The organism is Cecembia calidifontis, assembly GCF_004216715.1.
Taxonomy (GTDB): domain Bacteria; phylum Bacteroidota; class Bacteroidia; order Cytophagales; family Cyclobacteriaceae; genus Cecembia_A; species Cecembia_A calidifontis.
In genome coordinates, this window is the sequence record NZ_SGXG01000001.1 from 2,171,545 (window position 1) to 2,196,808 (window position 25,264).

General features: G+C 41.0%; 23 protein-coding genes. 11 read left to right on the top strand and 12 right to left on the bottom strand.

Going from position 1 to position 25,264, the window contains the following annotated elements:
• Positions 1-37 precede the first annotated feature (37 nt).
• A complete protein-coding gene (locus tag BC751_RS09545; RefSeq protein ID WP_165389799.1) occupies positions 38-1,240 on the top strand; it encodes an IS4 family transposase in 1,203 nt (400 codons plus the stop codon).
• A 606-nt stretch (positions 1,241-1,846) separates the two neighbouring features.
• Here the strand turns inward: BC751_RS09545 and BC751_RS09555 are convergent.
• From BC751_RS09555 to BC751_RS09580, 6 genes are all read right to left on the bottom strand, one after another.
• Positions 1,847-3,220, bottom strand: coding sequence for an alkaline phosphatase family protein (locus BC751_RS09555; RefSeq protein WP_130275342.1), 1,374 nt, complete (start codon positions 3,218-3,220; stop codon positions 1,847-1,849).
• Positions 3,217-4,428: a metabolite traffic protein EboE gene (gene eboE, locus BC751_RS09560; protein WP_130275343.1), complete on the bottom strand. Its 1,212-nt coding sequence runs from the start codon at positions 4,426-4,428 to the stop codon at positions 3,217-3,219. The genes BC751_RS09555 and eboE overlap by 4 nt, the downstream gene beginning before the upstream one ends.
• Positions 4,429-4,433: 5 nt before the next feature.
• On the bottom strand, positions 4,434-5,585 hold the full coding sequence (locus tag BC751_RS09565; RefSeq protein WP_130275344.1) for a 3-dehydroquinate synthase: 1,152 nt from the start codon (positions 5,583-5,585) through the stop codon (positions 4,434-4,436).
• A gap of 21 nt (positions 5,586-5,606) precedes the next feature.
• Positions 5,607-6,521, bottom strand: coding sequence for a UbiA-like protein EboC (eboC, locus tag BC751_RS09570; protein ID WP_130275345.1), 915 nt, complete (start codon positions 6,519-6,521; stop codon positions 5,607-5,609).
• Positions 6,522-6,524: 3 nt separating this feature from the next.
• On the bottom strand, positions 6,525-7,436 hold the full coding sequence (locus tag BC751_RS09575; RefSeq protein WP_130275346.1) for a TatD family hydrolase: 912 nt from the start codon (positions 7,434-7,436) through the stop codon (positions 6,525-6,527).
• Positions 7,437-7,498: 62 nt separating this feature from the next.
• Complete coding sequence (locus tag BC751_RS09580) at positions 7,499-8,404, bottom strand: EboA domain-containing protein (protein WP_130275347.1); 906 nt, start codon at positions 8,402-8,404, stop codon at positions 7,499-7,501.
• Positions 8,405-8,616: 212 nt separating this feature from the next.
• Here BC751_RS09580 and BC751_RS09585 point away from each other — a divergent pair, with 212 nt between their 5' ends.
• Complete coding sequence (locus BC751_RS09585) at positions 8,617-9,942, top strand: pyridoxal phosphate-dependent aminotransferase (RefSeq protein ID WP_130275348.1); 1,326 nt, start codon at positions 8,617-8,619, stop codon at positions 9,940-9,942.
• A 1-nt stretch (position 9,943) separates the two neighbouring features.
• Here BC751_RS09585 and BC751_RS09590 read toward each other — a convergent pair whose 3' ends face one another.
• Positions 9,944-10,960 (bottom strand): zinc dependent phospholipase C family protein, encoded by a 1,017-nt coding sequence (locus BC751_RS09590; RefSeq protein WP_130275349.1) that lies wholly within the window; start codon positions 10,958-10,960, stop codon positions 9,944-9,946.
• Between the two features lie 205 nt (positions 10,961-11,165).
• Between BC751_RS09590 and rpsT the strand changes: the two genes are divergently transcribed.
• The 3 genes from rpsT (at position 11,166) to BC751_RS09605 (ending at position 12,887) form a co-directional block, all read left to right on the top strand.
• A complete protein-coding gene (gene rpsT / locus BC751_RS09595; protein ID WP_130275350.1) occupies positions 11,166-11,420 on the top strand; it encodes a 30S ribosomal protein S20 in 255 nt (84 codons plus the stop codon).
• Between the two features lie 145 nt (positions 11,421-11,565).
• Complete coding sequence (gene radC / locus BC751_RS09600; RefSeq protein ID WP_130275351.1) at positions 11,566-12,264, top strand: RadC family protein; 699 nt, start codon at positions 11,566-11,568, stop codon at positions 12,262-12,264.
• A 2-nt stretch (positions 12,265-12,266) separates the two neighbouring features.
• Positions 12,267-12,887 carry a DUF1684 domain-containing protein gene (locus BC751_RS09605; protein WP_009186473.1) on the top strand — a complete coding sequence of 207 codons (621 nt, stop codon included), beginning with the start codon at positions 12,267-12,269 and terminating at the stop codon, positions 12,885-12,887.
• A 383-nt stretch (positions 12,888-13,270) separates the two neighbouring features.
• Here the strand turns inward: BC751_RS09605 and BC751_RS09610 are convergent, their stop codons facing one another.
• From BC751_RS09610 to BC751_RS09630, 5 genes are all read right to left on the bottom strand, one after another.
• Complete coding sequence (locus BC751_RS09610; protein ID WP_130275352.1) at positions 13,271-13,825, bottom strand: hypothetical protein; 555 nt, start codon at positions 13,823-13,825, stop codon at positions 13,271-13,273.
• 37 nt (positions 13,826-13,862) lie between these two features.
• Complete coding sequence (locus BC751_RS09615; RefSeq protein WP_106566933.1) at positions 13,863-15,164, bottom strand: T9SS type A sorting domain-containing protein; 1,302 nt, start codon at positions 15,162-15,164, stop codon at positions 13,863-13,865.
• 353 nt (positions 15,165-15,517) lie between these two features.
• Positions 15,518-16,099 (bottom strand): hypothetical protein, encoded by a 582-nt coding sequence (locus tag BC751_RS09620; protein ID WP_130275353.1) that lies wholly within the window; start codon positions 16,097-16,099, stop codon positions 15,518-15,520.
• 38 nt (positions 16,100-16,137) lie between these two features.
• The gene (locus BC751_RS09625) at positions 16,138-17,445 is read right to left on the bottom strand and encodes a T9SS type A sorting domain-containing protein (RefSeq protein ID WP_130275354.1); all 1,308 of its coding nucleotides are present in this window, start codon (positions 17,443-17,445) and stop codon (positions 16,138-16,140) included.
• Positions 17,446-17,583: 138 nt separating this feature from the next.
• Positions 17,584-18,447 (bottom strand): IS982 family transposase, encoded by an 864-nt coding sequence (locus BC751_RS09630; RefSeq protein WP_423191595.1) that lies wholly within the window; start codon positions 18,445-18,447, stop codon positions 17,584-17,586.
• 471 nt (positions 18,448-18,918) lie between these two features.
• On the opposite strand from BC751_RS09630, the gene pheT reads away from it, so the two are divergent.
• The 6 genes from pheT (at position 18,919) to BC751_RS09660 (ending at position 25,209) form a co-directional block, all read left to right on the top strand.
• Positions 18,919-21,330, top strand: coding sequence for a phenylalanine--tRNA ligase subunit beta (gene pheT, locus BC751_RS09635; protein WP_130275355.1), 2,412 nt, complete (start codon positions 18,919-18,921; stop codon positions 21,328-21,330).
• A 2-nt stretch (positions 21,331-21,332) separates the two neighbouring features.
• Positions 21,333-21,617 (top strand): hypothetical protein, encoded by a 285-nt coding sequence (locus BC751_RS09640; RefSeq protein ID WP_130275356.1) that lies wholly within the window; start codon positions 21,333-21,335, stop codon positions 21,615-21,617.
• A 1-nt stretch (position 21,618) separates the two neighbouring features.
• Positions 21,619-21,903 carry a cell division protein ZapA gene (locus tag BC751_RS09645; RefSeq protein WP_130275357.1) on the top strand — a complete coding sequence of 95 codons (285 nt, stop codon included), beginning with the start codon at positions 21,619-21,621 and terminating at the stop codon, positions 21,901-21,903.
• A 65-nt stretch (positions 21,904-21,968) separates the two neighbouring features.
• On the top strand, positions 21,969-23,534 hold the full coding sequence (rny, locus tag BC751_RS09650) for a ribonuclease Y (RefSeq protein WP_130275358.1): 1,566 nt from the start codon (positions 21,969-21,971) through the stop codon (positions 23,532-23,534).
• Positions 23,535-23,606: 72 nt separating this feature from the next.
• Positions 23,607-24,356 carry a zinc-dependent peptidase gene (locus tag BC751_RS09655; RefSeq protein ID WP_242617418.1) on the top strand — a complete coding sequence of 250 codons (750 nt, stop codon included), beginning with the start codon at positions 23,607-23,609 and terminating at the stop codon, positions 24,354-24,356.
• Between the two features lie 217 nt (positions 24,357-24,573).
• On the top strand, positions 24,574-25,209 hold the full coding sequence (locus BC751_RS09660) for a hypothetical protein (protein WP_130275360.1): 636 nt from the start codon (positions 24,574-24,576) through the stop codon (positions 25,207-25,209).
• Positions 25,210-25,264: the final 55 nt, after the last annotated feature.

The window sequence follows — 25,264 nt, forward strand, 5'->3', positions numbered from 1 at the left end:
AAGTTATGAAAAATTTATCATCGAAAGTAGGACTTCGGTGAAAGATTTTCTTCGTGACCGTTTCTTTTCCTTTGAAGTTCTTGTGCTTTTTATTTTGTCAAAGAGCAACAAAGGACTTAATATCTGCCTTGAAGAGTTTTTTGGGGAATCTTCCTTATCGCCCACTAAAAGTGCATTTACCCAGGCCAGGAAAAAACTGTGCTATACAGTTTTTAAAAAGCTTAACGGTTTGATCTGCAGTCTTTTTTACCAACATGCAAAGTTCAAGAAATGGAAGGGGCATAGGGTGCTTTCTGTTGATGGTTCAACACTTGAACTCCCGGATCATCCCTCCATGTCAGAGAAGTTCAGCTATCATGGTTTTGGGCCCAATGCGGATGCGGGACATTACATGAGCAGGATATCTTACCTGTATGATGTTTACAACGGCCTTGTACTGGATGCCGGTATGGAAAGCTACACCACTTCGGAAGCCACCCTATGTCATGCCCATCTTGGACATATTAAAGAAGGGGATCTTCTTGTGTGCGACAGGTATTATGCATCACTGAGACTTTTTTTCGAATTGAAAGGAAAAGGGGCCGACTTTCTTTTCAGGATGAAAGACAATTGGTGGAAATGTGTCGAAGATTTTTCCCGAAGTAGTTCCTCTGATGCGGAATATACATTAATACTCCCTCCAAAATACAGATGGCTGCTTGAAAAGTATCCCTCGTTATCCCAAACCATGACCGTAAGACTGATCAAGAAAAAGAATAAGAAGGGTAAGATTTCAATATATGCGACTTCGCTGTTGGACAGGAAAAAATATACAGCCTCCTCTCTAATAAACCTGTACAAACAGAGATGGGGAATAGAAGAAGCATATAAACTGATCAAATCAAGACTTGAAGTATCTGATTTTTCCGGCAAAACAGCATGGGCGGTCCAGCAGGACTTCTATGCTAAGACCCTGATCATATCACTCTGCAATATTCTTTGCTATGATGTGGAGCCAAAAACCAAAACAGGACGGACATCAAAGTCAGCAAGGACCTTGATAATCAATAAAACTTATGCATTGTCAAAAACAAAATCCCTGATTCTTAAAATCAGAGATTTAATTGGTGAATTGGAGCAGATTATCCAGAAATATGTAAAGAAAATCGCTTCCAAAATAGAATATTCAAGAAGAAACCAGGTATTCAAGCGGAAATTCAGAGCTAAACTGAAATACTCAATGAATTACAAATCTATTTAATCACATTCCTTAACTTAACGGCATTAAAATAAGATTATAGACTTGATTTGGATTTCCAAAATTGTAATTGAGAAAACGGCCCGGGTTTTTGACCCGGGCCGTTTTTTTTTGCTCAAAATCCATTACCTATTATTTTAAAAATAAAAATGAATGCTTATTTTTATAAAAAGATTCAAATGTCCAGGAGATTTTGGTTTCATCTGGTTTTGCTGTCCGCTTCAGTGATAATTGGTGCTTTGTCATTGCTTGAAATTTCCAAAGAGGTTTTTTTTGAATTTCAGGCGCTTCATTTGACATTACTGGGGATGATACTCTTAGTAATTTCCATTGTAGGACAGGGGCTTCAGGAATTTATGAAAATCAGAAAATCAAAACAGACACAAGAGAATTAGGACAGAATTATCATTTAATAGACTCGTGTTTATGGAAAAACTGCACAATTTTTTCTTCTTTATCCTTCTTCCCTTAATAATTCTCAACCAATTTATTTTCCAGGTGGTCTATCTACCTTCTTGGATATCAGGTTTGGTGCTATTGCTAGGGGCAGTGCTGTTTTTTGTCCGCGCTATGAAAATGAAGAAAAAGGCTGAAAAGTAATTCAGCCTATTAACCCATCACCGTTTTATAAATTTGATCAAATACCTCGGTAGGCGCTATTTCCCCAGAATTTTGCTCACTGGCATCGGACCCTACAAAAATCGGCCAATCCATTGGGTCTTCCGGAATCCGGCCATGGGAACCTTTGACCAGGGTAGCATCCAAAGATATCACATCCATCAAATACCTGAAACCAAGTTTCTTTTTCAAAAGCTTCATCCCTATTTTGCCCTTTAGGAATTTGATTTCCGGATCGGCTAAAGTTTCTACAGGGTCATAGCCTGGCTTGCGGTGGATATCCACCGTTCGGGCATAATCCGGTGCCTTGTTATCATCCAGCCAGAAGTAATAGGTAAACCAGGAGTCTTTGTCTGCTACGGCAATCAGTTCTCCGGCCCTTGGATGATCCAAGTGATATTTCTGTTTTCCTTCTTTATCAAGCACTTTCTCAATTCCGGGCACCCTTTCCAGCATGCTTTTGATAGCAGGAATGTCTGCTTCGTCTTTGACATAGATATGGGCCAATTGATGGTCTGCCACTGCAAATGCCTTGCAGGTACCGGCATCCAAGGTCTCTCTTCCCAGCTCATTTTTAACTACAATGCAGCCTTCTTTTCTCAAAATCCTGTTGATATGGATAGGATTGTTTACAGTAGTGATGCCATACTCAGAAAGCAGCAGCACTTCAGTTCCCTGCTTTTCAAAATAAGTAATCAGATCCGCGGCCACCCTGTCTATTTCCCTGAGGTCCTTCTTTATTTTTTTAAAGTCCAGGCCGTATCGCTGCAGACCATAATCCAGATGGGGTAAATAAATCAGGTTTAAGGTTGGGTTGAACCATTGGTCGACTTTTTTGGAAGCTTCCGCAATCCATTGGGTGGATTCGATATTGGCATTGGGTCCCCAAAAAGAGAAAAGTGGAAACTGTCCCAGTTCCTGCTGCAACCTGTCCCTTAAGTCCATGGGTTGGCTGTGGATGTCCGGTAATTTTCTTCCATCCGCAGGGTAAAGGGGTCTCGGTGTCACCGCATAATCCACCGTAGAATACATATTGTACCACCAGAACATGTTGGCACAGGTGAAATTCGGATCCTGAATTTTAAGTTTGTCCCAGATTTTGGGAGCCTGAACCAAGCGGTTGGACTGTCTCCAGAATTTGATTTCACATTCATCCCTGAAGTACCAGCCGTTGCCCACAATTCCATTTTCTTCCGGCCATTTTCCTGTTAGATAGACCGATTGGGAAGAGCAGGTCACAGCCGGTAATACGGGTTGAATAAAACGCTTTTGCCGCTTTTCTATCCATTTTTTAAGAAAAGGAGTATGTTCTCCGATCAATCTGGAGGATAAAGCGACAATATTGATGACCGCTGTTTTTTTCATTTTTCCAAAGTTTTGATGACCCAATCCATTTCTCTGCTGATAGAAGTGGAGAGTTCTTGTCTAAGGTCTTTATCCAATACATCCCAGGTGTAAGTTTCCACTTCCAAATGGCTGCAGACAGGATTTTTTTTGATTTCTTGCAGTACAGAGATAATGTCTGCCTGGGTGGAGGAAAAATTCCCGTAATGTGCTAAGAAAACAGGCACATGAAAGTGTATCCTCATTTCCTCCATTTCTGTTTCTTCTAGAATAGCAATCGCTTCCGGAAGGTCTGGGTAAGATTGGAGGTTGCCCGAATCATATCTTCCAATGACCTGATGCAGGTAAGTGGATTCTGCCAATGGTTGGAGGTTGGATTGAAGGATTTGCCTTTCATTTTTATCCTTAGGTATATCCACTTTCAAGGCTGCCGAGATCTGAATTTTGCCAATTTTGATGCCTTCTTCCTGAAATTTGCGGAAGGTGTCCTGTGCCTTTTCATAGACAATGGCAAAATGGCAAACATCATAGCAAATTCTGATATGGTGTTTCAGCAGCTGCGCTGCAGCACCAGAGGAAATTCCCAGTTTCTCCACCAGCCATGCACCTCCTTTTGGAAGCAACCAATCCCTGAAAAACCATAGGACTTCCTCCGTATTTTCCAAAAAACCATCAGGTTCGGGTTCAATATCCAAGTGAAGCGTTTTCTGGGTTTTTTGCTCGATTTGATGCAATTCTGCAGTGACTTCCGCTAAATGTTCACAAGCTGTCTGTAACACTTTATCCCTTTCCGATTCCAATTCAAACCAATGCCGGTAAGAAATGGGGGAAGTGGAAATACTTCCCTCATGCCCAGTGGGTGTTAAAGCTTCCAGGATATGAAAAAGCCTGATTGTATAATCTTTGCGGGCTGTCGTGGACCAATCGGGCACATGTACTTTGTCTTTGACTATGGCATGATGGAAATCTCCATAAGGAAATCCGTTCATAGTAAAAACATAGCAATTCTGAACGGCTAACCAGTCTTTAAATTCCTTTAGCTTATCAGGAGAAATTAATGTTTCACTGGCTTGATTGGAAAGCCTGAGCCCAATACCGAAAGGACCTTTTACCCCCAATTTGTCTTTGACTTTTGGGATGTAATCCTTCAGGCTTTGGAATATGTCCTCCCAAGTTTCTCCCGGATGGATATTGGTGCAATAACTCAGATGATGTCCTTGTATCAGCATGCCTCTCAGTTCAGGTTGGTGATCTTATGCTTAGATTCAAGGTAAGCGATGGCCTTTCGGATCAAGTTAGTGTCCATTTCATGGACTTCTTCCCCTTTTCCTACGGCTTTGAGCAACATGATGGTCAATCTTCCGCCCAGGTGTTCCCTGAATTCTTCCAGTCCTTTGATCAGGTTGTCTCCTGTCAGCTCCGGCACAAATAAATCGAAGCCCAAGTCAGTGATCAGTTTCAATATTCTTTCTATATCGGCTTCCCCTATCCATCCTTTCAAAAAGGAGTAGGTACTGTCCAAAGCGATGCCTATAGCCACCGCTTCGCCATGCCTTAAGTCAAAGTTGGTCAGGTTTTCCAGCTTATGTGCAGCCCAGTGGCCGAAGTCCAAAGGCCTGGATGAACCCATTTCAAAAGGATCTTTTCCGGCAATATGGTCTAAATGCATCTTTGCACAACGGATAATAGAATCCTTCATAGGTTCCATGGCTCTTTGGGCCAGACCGAGGGCATGTTTTTCCAACCATTGGAAAAAATCCGCATCCTTGATCAGGGCAACTTTAATGGCTTCCGCCAAACCCGATCTCCAGTCCCTATCATCCAGAGTTTTTAAGAAATCAAAATCATTGATGACCAAATAAGGAGTGGCGAAGGTGCCTATATAATTTTTCTTCCCGAAATAGTTGATGCTGTTTTTGACGCCCACTCCTGAGTCATTCTGTGACAGAACGGTGGTGGGGATTCTGATATGTCTCACACCGCGATGGGAAATGGCAGCGGCAAAACCCACCATGTCCAATACCGCCCCGCCCCCTATTACCATGATGTAAGAATGCCGGTCTATGCCGTACAGGTGTGTAGCTTCTACGATTTGTCTGACAAGGTCTTCATCGTTTTTGGAGGCTTCTCCCCCAGGTACTATCATCGGGGCTGCGCAAAGTAAAACATCCTTTTTGTAGGTATCAAAATATTCCTCCAACTTAGAAATCAGGTCAGGGTGAGCTTCAGTAAGTCCCTGATCCAAGACTACAAAAATCCTGGCAGGACTTTCTGACCTGAGATGATCTGCCAAAAGGCTATTCTTTGGATCAAACAGGCCATGGGTAAAGCATACCTTGTACTGGAAATGGACTGAAAAGGCCTGTTGAAGAACTGTATGTGTCATTTTAATCGGGGCGTTGGGGCATCAAGTTACGGCAAATATTTTTGCCAATCTTAATGAAATAGGAAGTAGGATCAAAATGCATAATCCCACCCACCAGCCGGAGAAGCTGGCAGCAAGGGAAGCATTGAGGATAATCAAAGAGATAACAGCGGCTTTCACGGACTTTCCGATCAGTTGGGGCTGCTGCAAGCGCAAAGCTTTGACCAGTGGAGGAAGAATCATATAGGCAAACAAACCTACAAAAGGGATGACCTTCCATCCTGCATTACCTTCCAAAAAGGCGATGAATAGAAGTACGGCAATAATGGTGATATAGATACCAAGGCCACCGATCAGGGCATTCTTGTTTTTACCATGTACTTCACCTCTGCTGATCATGGTGATGGCGGAAACATAAGCCAAAGGAATCAGACCCAATGCCCAGAAATCAGGCAAAAGTTCGGGAATAACAGAAACGCCCAAGAGCAAATTGCCGGCCCGGCAAAGGCCCATATTGATAGGGCCAAAAATAGCCTGATGTTTTCCCCAGGCGTCATAAAGCACAGCCAGTAAGCCTACCGAAAGGGCAATCAAGCCGCTCCAAATATTGACTTGAAAAGCTGCCAAAACCCCTAATGCAATCAGCGAGGCTGCCATCCATGCCGCATGGCTTTTTTTTACTTTCCCGCTTGGGATGGGCCGTTCCGGCCGCTCTATAGCATCCAGTTGGGCGTCAAAGACATCATTGAAGGCCACGCCACCTCCATATAAACCTATGGTGGAGAGGGATAACCAAATTAAGGGGAGGGCATAAAGGTTACCGTTTCCGGCATATTGGGAAAGTATAAGTGTAGCAGCACCGGAAACAGCAAAACCAGCCCAAATATCAGCAACGGCTGTGATGATGTTGGCAGGTCTCGTTAGTTGAAGGTAGGCTTTAAGCTTCGAGTTTGCCATAGATCAGTTTTCGACATAATCTGAAGGTCCTTCTACCCTTGGCGTCTGACCTCCCCGCAATACGGAATTGCCCGCATGTTTTAGCCGTTGGTCAATCGGTTCGGGATTCAGCCAATCCGATTCATCCATCTGTCCGCTTTGGGAGTAGGCGGTCAGTGCATTTTGGTAGCAGGTCATTCTTATATGTTCTTCCGGGATACCATGCTTGCGCATTAAGGCTGCTGTTTTTGGAACTGCAAGAGGGTCACTGATGCCCCAGTCGGCTGCGGAATCTACGATAATCCGCTCAGGTCCATATTTTTTTACAATCTCCACCATCCTATTACTGCCCATTTTGGTGTGGGGATAGATGGTAAATGCAGCCCAATAGCCCCTGTCCAACACTTCTTTGACGGTTTCCTCATTGTTATGGTCCACGATGACCATATGCGGAGGCAGTCCATGCTCCTCGCTTACATCCATACTTCTTGTGGTGCCTTTTTTCTTGTCCCTGTGCGGGGTATGGATAAGTACCGGCAATTCTACCTCTTTGGCCAACTCCAACTGGAGCCTGTAATACTTGTCTTCTGCGGCAGTTTGGTCGTCATATCCGATTTCACCTATGGCCACTACTCCTTCTTTGGTGGCATACAAAGGCAACAATTCCATGACTTCTTCCGCGAGCGCCTCATTGTTGGCTTCTTTGGAATTCAATCCAATGGTACAATAATGGACGATGCCAAACTGTTTGGCCCGGAATCGCTCCCAGCCTACCAAGGTGCTGAAATAATCTTTGAAACTGCCTACTTCTGTCCTGGGTTGGCCCAACCAAAAAGCAGGTTCAATAATCGCCACTACTCCCGCTTTTCTCATGGCTTCATAATCATCCGTGGTGCGGGATACTGCATGAAGGTGAGGATCTATGTACATTTCCATTGTTTTCAAGGTTTATTGTTTTATAATAAGGCATTGATTCAGCGCCCTTAGGTTTGAGTATTTTAATTTTTGATCAGGGTTTCCGCAAAGCTTTTCCCAATAGATTCCCAGTTGATAATTCCTGCCTCGATATCCTTTTGGATTGCAGGGTACTTTGAGAGATATGCTTTTGCTTTTGGGAAGGAAGATTGATGACATGCCAACAATGCAGCCTGTTTTTCAAGCATATCGGCACTGTTCAATACTTTTTCGATATCCTTAAGTCTTGAATCATCGAGAAAAGGGGCTACATATCTCCATAATTCCGGCATCACATTACGGCCTGCTGCCCATTTTTCATGGGCAAAATCAATCAGGATGCTGGCCAGGTTTTCATTGCTACGTTGGTCCGCATTTTGGATCAAAAATAGAGGCCTTTGCATAAATACGGCCTTAAGCAACATCTGATTCCATGCTCTTTCATCGAAATATTCGGATGGATAGGGATTGTCCAGTGCAACCGCATCAAACACCAATGTCATATTGGTCCTCAGTCCCTCAATGGCCCTGTCGGTCAATTTGTCCTGAAAGGGATAGATAGGCAGGGCAGCATAAAGGCTTTTGAGTTCCTGCATGTCTCCGGTTTCAAACAATTGGTTCATGGTTTTGAACCAGAGCCCTTCATCCTGCTGTGGAAAAGACAAAATCAAAACCGTTCTTGCGGTCTGCAATTTGTCCCAGGCGGAAGGAGTAAAACCCTTTCTAATCTTTTCAGCTTCCTTTGCCTGCGCATGGTTTAACCTTAAAGTCGATTTATCAAAATATTTTGAGGCCTTACCAAAAGCGAGGAAAAGCTTCATGGCTTTAGCGCTATTATTGATTTCTTTGCATTGGCTTTTCAACCAATTCATGGAATCGGATTCAGCCTGGTGGCTGAGCAGTTCAATCAAATAATCCTTTGCCTGCTCGGTTACATTATGCGCTGACATGACTTGAGGGTTAATTGGGGTAAATTTTTTACTTGCAAACTTATCGTAAATTTAAAGATTAAACCCACACTTGGAAGGCGGGCTTTGTAAAAAATGGCCTCAATTCATATAGGTGGAAAAATAATATTTTTGTTGGTCAAACTTACCGGCAAAAATTTCAATCATACGCATGCTTTTTTGTTTATTTGTTAAGTCATATCCATGCAAGCACTATGAGAAACCTGTTGTTGAGACCCGGAGCGGAAGAATTGAATTATGAAATCCGTGGCATAGTCAAAAAAGCCCGTCAAATAGAAGCATTGGGATACCGGATTACCTGGGAGAATATCGGTGACCCCATCCAGAAAAACAACAAGGTGCCACAGTGGATGAAGGCCATAGTTTCCGATCTTGTTACGCAAGATAAAAGTTATGGGTATGCTGACTCCAAAGGGGTTTTGGAAACCCGGAAGTTTTTGGCTGAATTGAACAACCGCAAAGGAGGGGCTCAGATTACGGAGGAGGATGTGTTGTTTTTCAACGGTTTGGGAGATGCCATTGCCAAGTTATACCAGTTTTTGATTCCTACTGCCAGGATCATAGGACCTTCTCCCGCCTATAGTACACACAGTTCGGCAGAGGCTGCTCATGCCAATACTGCACCTATTACCTACAATTTGGATCCGGACAATCAATGGCTGCCGGATATGGAGGACCTGTATAATAAGGTCAAATACAATCCTTCCGTTGTAGGGATTTTGATCATCAATCCCGATAACCCAACGGGAATGGTCTATCCAAAAGAAGTGTTGGAGGGTTTTGTCAAGATTGCGAGGGAATTCAATCTGTTGTTGATAGCAGATGAAATTTACCAGAATATCACTTACAATGGCGTAAAAGCTGTGGCTTTAGCTGAGGTTATCGGGGATCTTCCTGCCATATCTTTGAAGGGAATTTCCAAGGAATTTCCTTGGCCAGGAGCAAGGTGTGGCTGGATGGAGTTTTACAACAGGAATGCTTCCAAGGAATTCAGCAAGCTGGTGCAGACTTTGGAAAATGCCAAGATGATCGAAGTGTGCTCTACCATTCTTCCCCAGCTCTCTATTCCCAGAATCATGAGCCATCCACAGTATTTTGATTACAGGAATGCCGAGAACGAGAAAATAGGACGAAGGAGCAGGATTATGGAGGAGATTTTGGGGGATGTGCCAGGTATTAAATTCAATCCGACCAAGGGGGCATTCTACAATACCATCGTGTTTGATCCTGATTACCTAAAGCCTGACCAAAGTCTTCCATTGTCCGATCTTAAGGTGAAGTCATTAATGGAAGGCTGGCTGCAGCAGGATCCGGCTATGCCCTTGGACAAGAGGTTCGTGTATTATTTATTGGCATCTGCCCATATTTGTGTTGTGCCGATTTCTTCTTTCTGTTCTGATTTGAGGGGTTTCAGGGTGACGCTGCTGGAGGAAGACGAATCCATTTTCAGAAACACTTTTGAAAAATTAGGAGCTGCCATCCGGGCTTATCTAAGGTCATCAGAAAGCGTCTTGGCCTAATTTATAATCCGGGTCTCCAAATGGCGGTTAGAAATGCCTTTCTCAATGAAGAGGAGGATTGCCCGTCTGCCAGGTCATCGTGTTCCCGTACATCCAATGGTTTGGAATAATCGAATTTTTCCTCGGGCAGTTCCGTCTGAATATTGACCAGTGCATTAAGGTCAGGTTGTCCGGCATTGATCCAAGCGGTGTACCAGAAGTCGGCGACCATTTTAATGGCCCTTTTCATCTGTCTTTCTACTTGGCCATCCAGCATCTCATGATAGGCTTTGGTGAATTCTTTCGAATAGACCTGTGTATTGATACCTCCCCTTTCCTCATAACTGTATTTTTTATCCTCAGTAAAGCGGCTGCTCAATAGCCTCTCAAAATGTAATACAGAATCCAGTGCCATATGCGCTTGTGTTACCGCATCCCAAATGGCATACTGAGGCCTTTCCAGATAATCCGCTTTCCCTACGAAGAAGTCGTATTCTTCGGCCAACAGTTCTGGTATCCTACTTTCCCAAAAACCATGGATGCCATATTGATTGGTCAGTTGTCCATTGTAATTTTTGGTAGTATGTAGGGGAACATTCATGTCACCTATATAGTGGCCAAGATCTGCGGAAAGCCGAAGAATGGAATTGATGTCTTTTCTTTTGAATGCTTCTGTCAAGGAAAGTTGGGTGAGGTACACATTCCATGGTCCAATGCCTTTGCTGCGCAGTTCTTCTTCCGGGAAAATTTCCAATGCCTGATGCCAATACCTGGGAAGTTTAAAAACCGCACTGTCGCCGTAAGCATCTGCATCTATGTAATGTTTTTCGGCTTCTCCCAATACTGCATAGCGCCGCCTGTCAGGGTTAACGGCATTTTCAGTGATGTAACCGATGTGCTGCTTAAAAAAGCCGATCATTTCCGGGGGCAGGGAGTACACTGCCTGCCTGTTGATTTTCCTGTGGGCAAAAAATCCCCATCCTTTGGTTTCTGCCGGAATAAAAAAGCACAACAGAATAATGGACAAAAAGTTTTTCATACATTAAAAATAATAAGCGTGCTTCTAATTTTAAAACAAAATTATCTTACCTTTGTGCGCTTACGGCGGTAATCAAAAAATTATGAAGATTTCCGGGCTAAACGAGGTTTTGTCTGAAAATCCTTTTGTGTTTCAAAATTAAAGTATTACATTTGCACTCCGTTTAGAATTGGGGCGTAAATCAAAGAATTTAAGTATATAAGATATGGCAAATCACAAATCGGCACTTAAAAGAATCCGTGCAAACGAAGCCAAGCGTTTGAGAAACAGATATCAGCACAAGACAACGAGGACCTTCATCAAAAGATTGAAGAGTATCACTGACAAGGCGGAAGCTCAGGAGTTGTTGAAAACTGTTACATCTATGATTGATAAGCTTGCGAAGAAGAATATCATTCATAAAAACAATGCAGCCAACAAGAAGTCAAAATTGACCAAATTGGTTAATTCTTTGGCTTAATTTGAATATTATCCGATTAAGTAGTCCTGACCGTGTGGTCAGGACTTTTTTTGTTTTTGGACATCTGGTATTTTTAGGTCTGACCTGATATGTCCATATAATCAGGCTTTTCAATGGATCATGTAGCTTTTTAACGCCGACTTTTATGGAAGATTATCTTTCTATCAAAATTTCTCAGCTTGCCGAAGAAGACCGGCCCAGAGAAAAGCTTCTGCTCAAGGGGAAGTCAGCCCTTTCGGATGCGGAACTTTTGGCCATCTTACTGGGATCTGGGACAAAATCCCTCAGTGCAGTCGATCTGGGCAAGCATATTTTGACTTCGGTCAACCATGACCTTTCGCAACTTGCAAAAATGGGAGTGTCTGACTTGATGAAATTCAAGGGAATTGGAGAGGCCAAAGCGATCACCATAGTCTCTGCACTTGAGTTGGGAAGAAGAAGGAAATTGATCAATGATTTGCCCAAAAGATTCAAAATCGGCTCTTCTGCCGATGTGTATCAATTGATGAAGCCCGATCTGATGGATGAACCGATCGAGCATTTTTATATCATATTGCTTAACAGAAACAACCAGGTGATCAAAAAGCAGCTGATCAGCAGGGGAGGAACCAGTGGTACGGTAGCAGATCCCAAGATCATTTTCAAGCATGCGCTGGATGCCCTTGCCAACGCCATTATTTTGGTGCACAACCATCCTTCCGGTAACCTTAAACCTTCCGAGCAGGACCGTCGTTTGACCAAGAAGTTGAAAGATGCAGGTGAAAATTTGGATGTGTCCGTCTTGGATCATATCATTTTCACAGATGTTGCCTATTTTAGCTTTTCAGATGAAGGTTTGATATAGTCATGCAAAAAAGAAATATTTTAATTATTGGTATTTTCGTAGTGGTGGGGCTGGCATTCTGGTACACTTTGACCAGGTCCACCGATGAAGAGATTTATGTAGAAAACATTCAAAAAGAGCGGGAAAGGCAGTTTAGGTTTCTGAAGTTCAACCTGGATTCCCCCTTAGAGGACCATCAAAAAAGTGAGCTGACTTCTTTGAGTTTTTATCCCATTGATATGTCTTACAGGGTGAGGGCCAAGATGGTTCCTGCAGAAGACAGGAGGATGCTCGAAATTCCTATGACGGATGGTACTGTTGAAAAATACCTCAAGCACTCTTATGCCGAATTTCAGTTAAATGGTCAACCCCTGCGGCTATTGTTATTGCAGGCAGCCAAAGAATCCGATAAAAGGAATTTTTTCCTGGCCTTTGCTGATGACACCAGCGGAGAGGAGACCTATGGAGGTGGAAGGTATATCAATCTGCGGCAGGATGGCAAAAACAGCATTACCATTGACTTTAATATGGCCTATAACCCCTATTGTGCCTATAATCCCGATTACGCTTGTCCATTGCCTCCCAGAGAAAATATTTTGGAGATCCCCATAAGGGCAGGGGAGAAGGATTATAAGAAGGATTGAGGGGAGAAGCGAGAGACGAGAGACGAGAAGAGAGACTTTAAAGACAAGAATAAAGAAGCAAGAAGCAAGAGACAAGAATCAACAGTACGAAGTACTAAGTACCATGTACCAAGTAATTTTGGATTTCGAATTGGGATTTGGGAACAATTGAGATTTAATTGGTGACATTAAGTTAATTTTCTAAGATGTTGAGATTGAAACCCCGAAAGGGATTTAATCCCATTAGTGTAATAGCCCCAGGTAAACCAGGTGGTTGAAGGTGATGTTAATTTTTGATCATCCCAACCCTAAAGGGGTTGAATTATTTTGGGAAAAGAACAAAAAGTGTCAAGAAAAATCAGGACGTGATGCTCAAGGTAGTCCGAAGTCCAGTCAATTTCCCTTCAAAAACTTTTACCCAAACTGATCCCACCCCAAAGAGGAAAGAAAACAGGTGGAGGGCTTACATCCAAATTAAGATTGAAACCTGGTGTATAACCAATGCGGAAAAAGAATCCTCCTTCCGGTTTTTGGTACCGATATCCAAGCCTGAAGAAGATTAATGAATTAAAAGAAACATTTTCCTGAAGGGTATTAGTTTCATTATCAAGGCTTATGCTTTGTGCAGTGAACAAGGAAGTGCCTGTTCCTAGTTCAAGATGGTGGCTTGTTTTTCCCAAAAGAACGCTAGCTTCGATTGGAATGAGAGGCGTCCAGTGTGTAGTAGTAACTTGTTTGACATACGAGAAACCTGCACTTCCCGAAAATTTATATGCACCTTTTTGATTAAAAATGCGGCTATAATTGATGCTGTATAAAAATCCGTTTCCACCAAGTTCCGCATAAATTGAATTCTTGGCTGTAATTACATCAGCCTTTTCCTGTGCTGATACTTGGTTTATGACACCACATGTAAAAAGTAGAATTAACAGTAGCGAGATTTTATTTGAGATTCTCATGATAGAAATGGTTTTATGACTAATAGAAATCTATAGGTTAGTTTATTTTAATCTGTTTTCTTAAAATTTCATTGCCAAAGTGAATATGAAGAAAATAGGTGCCTGGTTTAAAATTATATGTTTCCATTCGGATTTTTCCTGATTTGGAAATTTCTTCTTTTACTATTTTTTGGTCTATGTCAAAAATTTCTATTAAAAACTCAGGTAAATTTTCAGCTTTTAAATCCTTGAATTCAATGTCTGATTTAATTACATCAGACCAGTCATATTCCACATTTAATTCTCCATCCGAAGGATTGGGATATATTTTGAAATTCTCCGCCATCATAAAGTTGCAGTTCATACCAGGGAAAGTTGTGATTCCTGTCAATTGGGAAGGACCACACCCGTTATTTACTGATACCCGTACAGGACCGTAAGAATTGTTATTTGATGGAACAAAAAGTCGAATCGTATTCTGGGAGGTGTTTTGAACTATCCACCCCGAAGGATAAGTCCAACTGTATGAATAATTACTTTGGTGTCCCTGTGGAACGTTAGCTGTGTAAGTATAAGCATTACCATTACATATCTGAACTGCACCTTGTACCTGAACTACCGAGGAATTAAACGGGCCAATTGTGATACTATAGTTTCTTGGGTCACTAAGAAATGAATTATTAGGAGGAGGTGCTGTACTTTGGGGTTTGGGTATAGTTGCTTGGATTGAAATGTTATAGGTGCCGTTTGGAGTATTTGCCGGAGGAGTAATTTCTGCCGTATTACCATGTCCAAAAAATGTATCTCCACCTCCGTTAATGCTCCAACCGGCTGGCGCAGTCCAATAGTACTCATAATGGTAAACACAAGCTGGGTCACTCATGTCAAGTCCAGGATAGCTTTCAAATGACAAAGTTTGGCCAGGGCTGCAAATTAAATTTGGGCCTGTTATTGGATTTGGCATTTTAACTGAAGAATTAACATTAATTGTTCCAGTAACAGTTCCAAATATACTACAGCCTGAACCAGTGAATTGTACTGTGTATTGGCCAACATCTAAGAAATTATAATTAAAACTATTACCATTACCACCAGCAATAGCAAATCCATCATCTATAACCCACCATTGCCACATAAAACAATTAACCACAGACCCAAACTGTCGAAATTCAGCACTGTAATGGTGTCCACTTGGACCACCGGGAATAGGTGAGGTATTGTTGGGGCAAACTTCAGTCGGACCACTAATAATAACACCGTTTTGAGCAAATGAAGTAAAAATAAAAACCATACAAAAGTTAATCATAAAAAATACCTTTAAAAGGTTAAGATATAACTTTATAAGGTTGAACCCTTTCATAATATGTATATTTGAATTTTAAACAAGTATAAAGAATAAAAATTTAAAATGCAAGTACTTTTAGTTGATTTTGGAGTTAATTTTCATCGATACGCTTTTCTTAAAGAAAAAATAATATTTAGTGGTGAATACATTTTAAAAAATGAATTACCGTTTGGAATTTTATCGAGATAAAAGATTTTAAGACATTAAGAATGGCACATTTAATTTATAGTTTAAAACATTAGGTTATCTTGTTTGTTTTTATTTTAATTTTTGCTTTTTAAATTTTTCAGGTCATGAGAGCCAACTGGTACACACCAAGGAATTTAGGAACGCGGGTAAGTAGAATTAATTCACAAAGATCTTATCCCTCAAAAACTTTTTCCAAAGCTGATCCCTACACTGAATGGAACAAATTGAACTGTTTCTTGTGCAAATTCGAAGCTCGTAAAATCAACCCTGGGAGTATATCCTGCCCTGAAAAAAAATCCTCCTTCAGGTTTTTGATACCTATAGCCGATCCTCATAGTTACAGATGTGTCCCAATGTACTATTTCCCGTATATATGTCGGAGGAAATTCTGGATCAAACCAATATTTACGATTCTGAAAAACATAACTACCTATCCCTAATTCCAAATGATGCCGTGACTTTCCCCAGAAAGCCGAGAATTCGACAGGGATCACAGGTGACCAGAAATTAGGGTAAAAGGGTTCAAAACCTTTCAGGGGTATCATTGAAAAACCTAAGCCTCCCATTAGTTTTAACTTGTCTTTTTGATAAAAAATCCTGCCATAATTCACAGCATATAAACCTGCATTTCCCAATAGTTCCGCATAAACTACATTCTTGGCTGTAAAAACTTCAGCCTCTTCCTGGGCAGCTACATGGTTTGAAAAACCGGAAATTACAAACAAAATAAAAAGCGACGAGATATTTTTTAAAATTTTCATACTAGATTAAGCTATAATTAGTTGTAGAAATCATGCAGTTACTTTATCTTGATCTGTTTTCTTAAAATTTCATTGCCAAAGTGAATATGAAGAAAATAGGTGCCTGATTTAAAATTATATGTTTCCATTCGGATTTTTCCTGATTTGGAAATTTCTTCTTTTACTATTTTTTGGTCTATGTCAAAAATTTCTATTAAAAACTCAGGTAAATTTTCAGCTTTTAAATCCTTGAATTCAATGTCTGATTTAATTACATTAGACCAGTCATATTCCACATTTAATTCTCCATCCGAAGGATTGGGATATATTTTGAAATTCTCCGCCATCATAAAGTTGCAGTTCATACCAGGGAAAGTTGTGATTCCTGTCAATTGGGAAGGACCACACCCATTATTTACTGATACCCGTACAGGGCCATAAGAATTGTTATTTGATGGAACAAAAAGTCGAATCGTATTCTGGGAGGTGTTTTGAACTATCCATCCCGAAGGATAAGCCCAACTGTATGAATAATTATTTTGGTGTCCCTGTGGAACGTTAGCTGTGTAAGTATAAGCATTGCCATTACATATCTGAACTGCACCTTGTACCTGAACTACCGAGGAATTAAACGGGCCAATTGTTATACTATAGTTTCTTGGCTCACTAAGAAATGAATTATTAGGAGGAGGTGCTGTACTTTGGGGTTTGGGTATAGTTGCTTGGATTGAAATATTATAGGTGCCGTTTGGAGTATTTGCCGGAGGAGTAATTTCTGCTGTATTACCATGTCCAAAAAATGTATCTCCACCTCCATTAATGCTCCAACCGGCTGGCGCAGTCCAATAGTACTCATAATGGTAAACACAAGCTGGGTCACTCATGTCAAGTCCAGGATAGCTTTCAAATGACAAAGTTTGGCCAGGGCTGCAAATTAAATTTGGGCCTGTTATTGGATTTGGCATTTTAACTGAAACGTTGATGTTAATAGTTTTTGTAAAATTAGTTGGACCATTTAGGCCACAACCACTTGCGGTAAATTGGACTGTGTATTGACCAACATCTAAGAAATTATAATTAAAATTATTTCCTTGGCCTCCCGCTATAACAAATCCATCATCAATAACCCACCATTGCCACCAACTACAATTAACCACAGACCCAAACTGTCGAAATTCAGCACTGTAATGGTGTCCACTTGGACCACCGGGAATAGGTGAGGTATTGTTGGGGCAAACTTCAGTCGGGCCACTAATAATAACACCGTTTTGAGCAAATGAAGTAAAAATAAAAACCATACAAAAGTTAATCATAAAAAATACCTTTAAAAGGTTAAGTTGTAACTTTATAAGGTAAAAGCCTTTCATAATATGAATATTTAAATTATGAAATAAATTTACAGAATAAAATTTAAAATGCAAGCAGTTTTAGTTGATTTTGTAATTAATTTTCTTCCTTGAGCTTTTCTTAAAGAAAAAATAAATAATATTTATCCGTTGTGCTAATTAAATAATTGCAACCTTTAAGTTATTTATTGGTCGGTTGAATTCAAATTTATCGATAAACTGTATGAGGGTAAGTGCTGTTATTTTGACAAGAATTCTTTTTCTGAATCCATTGAATGTTTTGGCATAATTCCTTCTGATCAAGAACTGGTCACATAGCTGTGAATAAAGAGTTTCCAATCTTTTCCTTGCCTTCCTGAATATCCAAGGCTGTTTGAAATGGTTCTTTTGGTTTGACCTAATGGGAGTCTCAAGCCTAATATCTGCTGTATGGAAAAGTTCAAGCTGAATAGATGAAGACAAATAGCCTTTGTTACCAATGAGCACACAATCAGATAGTTGGGAGTTAATTTCCTGAAGGAATGTCGGATCATAGACATTGGCTTTGGTGAGCTCGATAGACTGGAAAACACCGTTCACTGAGCATACTCCCTGTATCTTATAGCCAAAAAAGTACATTTTCTGGGAGGCACAGTAACCTTTTTCAGGAGATGTCTCATAGGCTTCTGAACAGATTTTGGAACGTTTTTCTCTCGAGAGTTTACATACTTCCAAGGGCATTGAGTCAATGATAAAGTAATCCTCGAATTCCAGAAACCGTTCTGAAAGCCTTCTCCTGACAAGATCAATAACTCCGAAAAGGGCCTTTTTCCTTCTGTTGTACCTTGATCTGTCAATGATGTTTGGAAAAGAAGTTGAATAATCAGACCTGATCTTATTGAAAAGCCAGTTTTCACTGTCACAAGACATGTATTCAGCAGTCAGGCTTAACGCAATTACTTCTAAATCAGAGAATTCAGGCATTGGTCCTGGTCTGGAAAGATTGCCGGAAATGTCAAAAACAGATAAATTGAGAGATTTGATAGTTTAGAAAACTTTGTCGGAATTAGACTTAATATCGTGCATGGGCTTGTTTTAGTAGGTTCTTGTAAGCAACCTTAATTTATTAAAAATCAAGCTGATGCACATATTATTTATACATAGTTTCAACTAGAACAATGGGTTAATATTTAGTGGAGAATACATTTTAAAAAATGAATTACCGTTTGGAATTTTATCGAGATAAAAGATTTTCAGATATTAAGAATGGTACATTTAATTTATAGTTTAAAACATTAGGATATCTTGTTTGTTTTTACTTTTATTTTAGTGATAAAGAATCACTAAAAGTTAAGTGCAGTTGTTTTTCTGGTTCAATTATATTTCATCTATTTACCTTTCTACTTTTTAGATATTTTTTATTTTAATTCTTGCTTTTTACATTTTTCAGGCATCCACTTCTTAGCTAAGGCAATTCTCTTAAATTTGTGCCTTGTTCTGAACTGAAGAGTATACATGAAGATATCCGTCAATAGATTAAAGGATTTTATCCATTTTGAAGAATCACCCAAAGAGATAGCAGCCCTTTTGACAGGGAGTGGATTGGAGGTCGAAGGCATCGAAATTTTTGAATCCATCCAAGGCGGTTTGGATGGGGTAGTGATAGGAGAGGTGCTGACCTGTGAAAGGCATCCCAATGCGGATAAACTCAGCGTCACTACAGTGGATATTGGAGACCAGGTAGTTCCGATCGTATGTGGAGCTCCCAATGTAGCCAAAGGCCAGAAAGTGGTGGTGGCCAAAGAAGGCTGTACCTTATATCCCATTTCAGGTGAACCTTTCGAAATCAAGAAAGCAAAAATCCGTGGAGAAATGTCCCAGGGAATGATCTGTGCAGAGGATGAAATCGGTATAGGTGAAAGCCATGCCGGTATCATGGTTTTGGATACGGATCTTCCTAATGGTACGCCGGCGTCTGAATATTTTGAGGTAGTCCGAGATCATGTACTGGAAATCGGTCTGACGCCCAACAGGGCCGATGCAGCTTCCCATTTGGGTGTGGCCCGTGATCTGAAAGCACTTTTAAAAAGGGAAATCTGTATCCCATCTGTGGAAGGGTTCAAATCGGACAATAATTCAAGGGTAATTCCTGTGACTGTGGAGGATGCCGCAGATTGCCCAAGATATGCGGGGTTGACCATTTCCAATGTGAAAGTCGGCCCTTCTCCGGAATGGTTGCAAAACTACCTTAAGGCTTTGGATCTGGAGCCGATCAACAATATCGTCGATATTACCAATTTTATTCTCCATGATTTGGGACAGCCCTTACATGCTTTTGATGCTGACAAGATCAGTGGAGGGAAAATCTTTGTAAAAAAACTTCCCAAAGACACAACCTTTGTCACTTTGGATGAAAAAGAGCGAAAGCTTTCGGGGGAAGAACTGATGATCTGTGATGAAAAAGGCGGGCTTTGTATAGCAGGTATTTTCGGGGGAAAAGACTCCGGTGTATCTGATGAAACCACTTCTATTTTCCTCGAATCAGCTTATTTCTCTCCCGATGTAATCCGAAAGGGTTCGCAGTTTCATGGGCTTAAAACCGATGCTTCTTTCCGTTTTGAAAGGGGAACAGATCCCAATATGCCGGTATATGCTCTGAAAAGAGCGGCGATGTTGATCCAGGAAATTGCAGGAGGGGAGATTTCTTCCGATATCATTGATGTTTATCCCCATCCTGTTAAGGATCGCGAGATTGAAGTGAGTTTTGCCAATATCAAGAGATTGATCGGTAAAGAACTGCCCAAAGAACTGATCAAGGAAATACTGGAAAACCTTGAGATCCAATGTTTGGAGGAAACAGCAACACATCTGAAAGTATCCGTGAAGCCTTACCGGGTGGATGTGGAGAGAGAGGCGGATGTGATTGAGGAGATTTTGAGGATCTACGGATTTGACAATGTGGAACTTTCCGAAAATCTAAAGGCCGATTATCTGGCCGAGCATCCTATTAAGGACTTCAACAAAATCCAATACAGGTTGAGCGAATTGCTGTCCTCTTTGGGTTACTATGAAATCATCACCAATTCCCTGACCAAGCCGGTTTATACCGAAAAATCCGGATACTTGGATCCGGGGCAAAACGTGGAGATTTACAATAAACTTTCTGAAGATCTTGGTGTGATGCGCCAGACCCTCTTGTTTTCCGGATTGGAGGTTTTGGCCTACAATATCAACCGAAGACAAAAAGACCTTAAATTGTTCGAGTTCGGGACTGTTTATTCCAAAACTCAGGAAGGATATCAGGAAGGAAAACGATTGGCTTTGTTTTTGACGGGTGATACCGGGGCAGAAAGCTGGAGGCAAGTTTCCAAGGCGGTGTCCTTCCCGGATCTGTTTGCCGTGGTCGAACTGATTTTGGAAAAATTGGGGATCGACAATCCAGATGTGGAAATTGTACATTCAGCCCCATTTGATTATGCCTTGAAGTTAAGCATGGGCACCAAAGAACTTGGTCAAATTGGTTTGCTTCAAGAAGAAATTACCAAGTTGGCAGAGGTAAGGCAAGAAGTGCTTTATGCTGAGTTGGATTGGGATTTGCTGATGAAAAAGGCAAAAGGCTTGAAAAAGTACGTGGAAATTTCCAAATTCCCGGAAGTAAGAAGAGATCTGTCATTGGTAATTGACAAGTCGGTATCATTTGATCAGATCAAAAAAGTAGCCATCAAAGCTGGAGGAAAGCTATTGCAGCGTATCGGGGTATTTGATGTGTATCAGGGGGACAAAATCGAAGCAGGGAAAAAGGCCTATGCTTTGAGTTTTTACCTGCAGGATACTGAGCAGACCTTGACAGACAAAGTGATCGATAAGACCATGGGCAGATTAATCCAAAGCTTTGAAAACGAAGTAGGGGCATTTATCAGAAAATAACCATGATTCACGAAGAACTCCAACATTTGGAAAAGCTTGTCTCCCAAGTGGAGAAAAAATTAAATCAACTTGAACAGGACAATCACGCCCTGAAAGAGGAAGTATTTGTGCTTCGTAACAAGCTGGAAGAAAAAGAGAGAATGTTGGAGGATTTTAAAAATCAAATTAAAATAGCTAAACTTGTAGATAGCTTACCGGTGGAAGATGCAGAATCTGCCGAATTGAGGGAAAAGATCAATAATTATATAAAGGAAATCGATAATATCATCGCCTACTTGTCTGAATAAAATGGAAACACTTTCTATAAGGTTAAAAATCGGCGACAGGGAATATCCCATGAAGGTGAAGACTGAGGATGAAGCCAAAATCAGACATGCAGGCAAATTGATTAATGAAAAAATCAAAAGATATAAAGAGGAGTTTGGTTTGGATGACAAGCAGGACTTATTGGCTATGGTAGCCTTCGATTGTATGATCGAGTCCATGGAACAGGATAAAATCAACGCAGAAGACAGCGAATTGGTCCGTTCTAAGGTCATGCAGATCAATGAACAGCTCATTTCACTTTTATAATTAATCCATCACTCATTTCCAGGGCGTTTTTCTTTTCCGGTAGGTAAAATATATATCATATACCTATGGGAGATTCATTGTACATTATTATTTCAGGTGTAATAGGCCTAGGAATAGGGGCCTTTTTAGCCAGCCTGTTTATCAAAAATAACAGTAAAAAAATTGAGGCTGATGCCAAAGAGAAAGCCAAAAGCATCATCCGTGAAGCAGAGATCAATGCTGAGGCATTGAAGAAAGACAGGATACTGGAAGCCAGGGAAAAGTACCTGAGATTGAAATCCGAGTTTGAGGAGGAGGTAAACAAGAAGAAGAACATCATCATTACCAACGAAAACAAAATCAAACAAAGGGAACAGGCACTTTCCAAGGAAATCGAAATTATCAAAAGAAAAGAGGCTGAGCTGGACAGTAAAAAAGAAAACCTCAATGCCCAGCTTCATGCCGTACAGGTGAAAAAAGAAGAACTGGATAAAATAACCAATCAGCGTATATCAGATCTTGAAAAGATTGCCGGTCTAACCAAGGAAGAAGCCAAGGAACAATTGGTGGAAATGCTGAAAGATGAAGCTACGACCAAGGCTTCTTCGCAGATCAAAGACATATTGGACCAAGCCAAGCTTACTGCCACCAAGCAGGCAAAAAAGATCGTATTGGACACCATACAGAGGACAGCTACTGAGCATGCCATAGAGAACTGTGTGTCGGTCTTCAACATCGAGTCGGATGATATCAAAGGGAAAATTATCGGTAGGGAAGGAAGGAATATCCGTGCTTTAGAGGCGGCTACCGGAGTGGAAATCATTGTGGACGATACACCCGAGGCGATTATCATTTCCGGTTTTGACCCGGTGAGGAGGGAAATCGCTAGATTGTCTCTTCATAGGCTGGTGCAGGATGGAAGGATTCACCCGGCCAGGATTGAAGAGGTAGTAGCAAAGACCGAGAAGAATATTGAAGAGGAAATCGTGGAAATCGGAGAGAGGACCTGTATTGATCTTGGTATTCACGGCCTTCATCCTGAACTGATAAAAATGGTAGGAAGGATGAGGTTCAGGTCTTCTTATGGTCAGAATTTGTTGCAGCACTCCCGGGAAGTTGCAAAACTTTGTGCTACTATGGCGGCAGAGTTAGGGCTGAATGCAAAATTGGCCAAAAGGGCGGGATTGCTTCATGACATCGGTAAGGTATGGCCTGAAGAGGCGGAATTACCGCATGCGATTTTGGGTATGGAGCTTGCCAAAAAGTACAAAGAGCATCCTGAAGTGGTAAATGCTATTGGCGCCCACCATGATGAAATTGAAATGACTTCCATGATTTCGCCCATCATACAGGCCTGTGATGCCATTTCAGGCTCCAGACCTGGTGCCAGAAGGGAGATTATGGACAGCTATATCAAGCGTCTTAAAGAGCTGGAAGACCTTGCCCTGAGTTTTGATGGAGTAAATAAATGCTTTGCCATGCAGGCCGGTAGAGAGTTGAGGGTGCTGGTAGATGCAGACAATGTAGATGATCAGACTGCCAGCAAATTGTCTTTTGATATTTCACAAAAAATAGAGAAAGAAATGCAATACCCTGGACAGATCAAAATCACCGTGATCAGGGAAATGAGGGCGGTGAATTACGCCAAGTAATTTTCATTCATCGATTAACCTTAAGGTGCCGCAACCGTGCGGCACCTTTTTTCTTGTCTTGCTATGTTTTTAATGTTTAAGCTTTTTAAATCCTTTCCAGGACTTATTCAAGAGATCAGGCTACTCTTTGGCATAAGGCCTCTTGAAAAAGAAGATGTTGCGGTGTTGGAACGTTTTTTTCCTTATTTCCAAAACCTGAATGCCAAGCATAAAGATGAATTTAAGGACAGGCTGGCTTATTTTATAGCCTCTAAAAAATTTATCCCAAGAGGTGAGTTAAGGGAAATCAGCAGAGAAATGAAACTGCTGGTTGGGGCTACTGCAGTGATGGTTACTTTTGGATTCAGGAATCTCAAACTAAAAAACTTCTCAAAAATCCTTTTATATCCGGACAATTACTATTCTACCATCAACAAAACCTATCATCAAGGGGAGGTCAATCCCAGATTGGGCATTATTGTGATTTCATGGAAAAGCTTTGTGGAAGGGTTTTTGGTGCCCAACAATGGGATTAATTTAGGTATCCATGAGATGGCCCATGCCCTTAAATTGGAAAATCAGATCCAAAACGAGGAAAGCAATTTTTTCAATTCAGGTGCATGGCAGCAATATGAAAAGTTGGCAAAAAATGAAATACTTAAGATAAAGCGAAATGAGGACTCAATTTTCCGTCCATCAGCTTCAAAAAACATCCATGAGTTTTTTGCCGTTTCCTTAGAGTCTTTTTTTGAGATCCCGCAACAATTCAAGGCGTATCATCCGGAACTCTACAAAAGTTTGGTTTACCTCTTGCAACAGGATCCTTTGGTGTTGGCCAAATAAATTTTCAGTTTTGATTTTCTTGTGGGCGTGAAGGATTCAGAAAAATCAATGATTATCAATGAGGTTTACTGTAAACCCGGGAAATTCAGACAGATGAACCATTAATTTTTTTTATCGAATATATTTAAAAAACATGATAAATATCATGTTTGCTCCCACCCTACGTCACCTCATAAAAATTAGCCCCGAATTAGTTTTGTAGTAAACATTTGAAGCTATGCAGGGAAAAGTCGAAAACTTGGTCAAGTTTGCATTGCCGGAAGAAATCATTCATCCGCATTATTGCAAGCAATTACCTCCTGGATTTCCGGCTCATTTGAGCAAAGGTGGAAAAGGAATCATGTGCAATCCGCAGGAAGAACCAAGTTTGTACACTGCCCACCTTCCTGAGGTTTTGGAATGGCTGCATGGACTGGAAAAGCCAACAGGACTGGAAGAGGAGCCATGTGAAATTCCGGTTTTGCTTTTTGACAAGGAAATGTCAACTGAAAGTCTGCTTTTTCATTATGACGGAACACCGCCCTCAGCCAGATTGATCAGGAATTTTGTGGAGTTGTTTCAAAACAACATCAAAGACTGCAAAGCCACCATCATCTCTCCTTCCTTCATACCCAAATCCAAGTTAAGAGAAGAGCAGGAAATCGTTCAGTTGCTTGCCCAGTCCACTGCGGAGACTTCTTTCATCAAATTCAATTTTACCAGGATCGGGGATTTTTGGTCTTATGCCGTCAAGCATAAATGTACCCTCCTTGTCACAACTAAATATTACCAGGCAGATCTGGCAAAAGTTCTTTTTCACTTTTACCGTGGCGGGATGTGGTATGACCGCCTGTCCTTTTATCTGTCGTATTAAGTCATTCTAAAATATGATTTCTGTCATGTTTTTTCCCTCTGAAGCTCAGTAACTT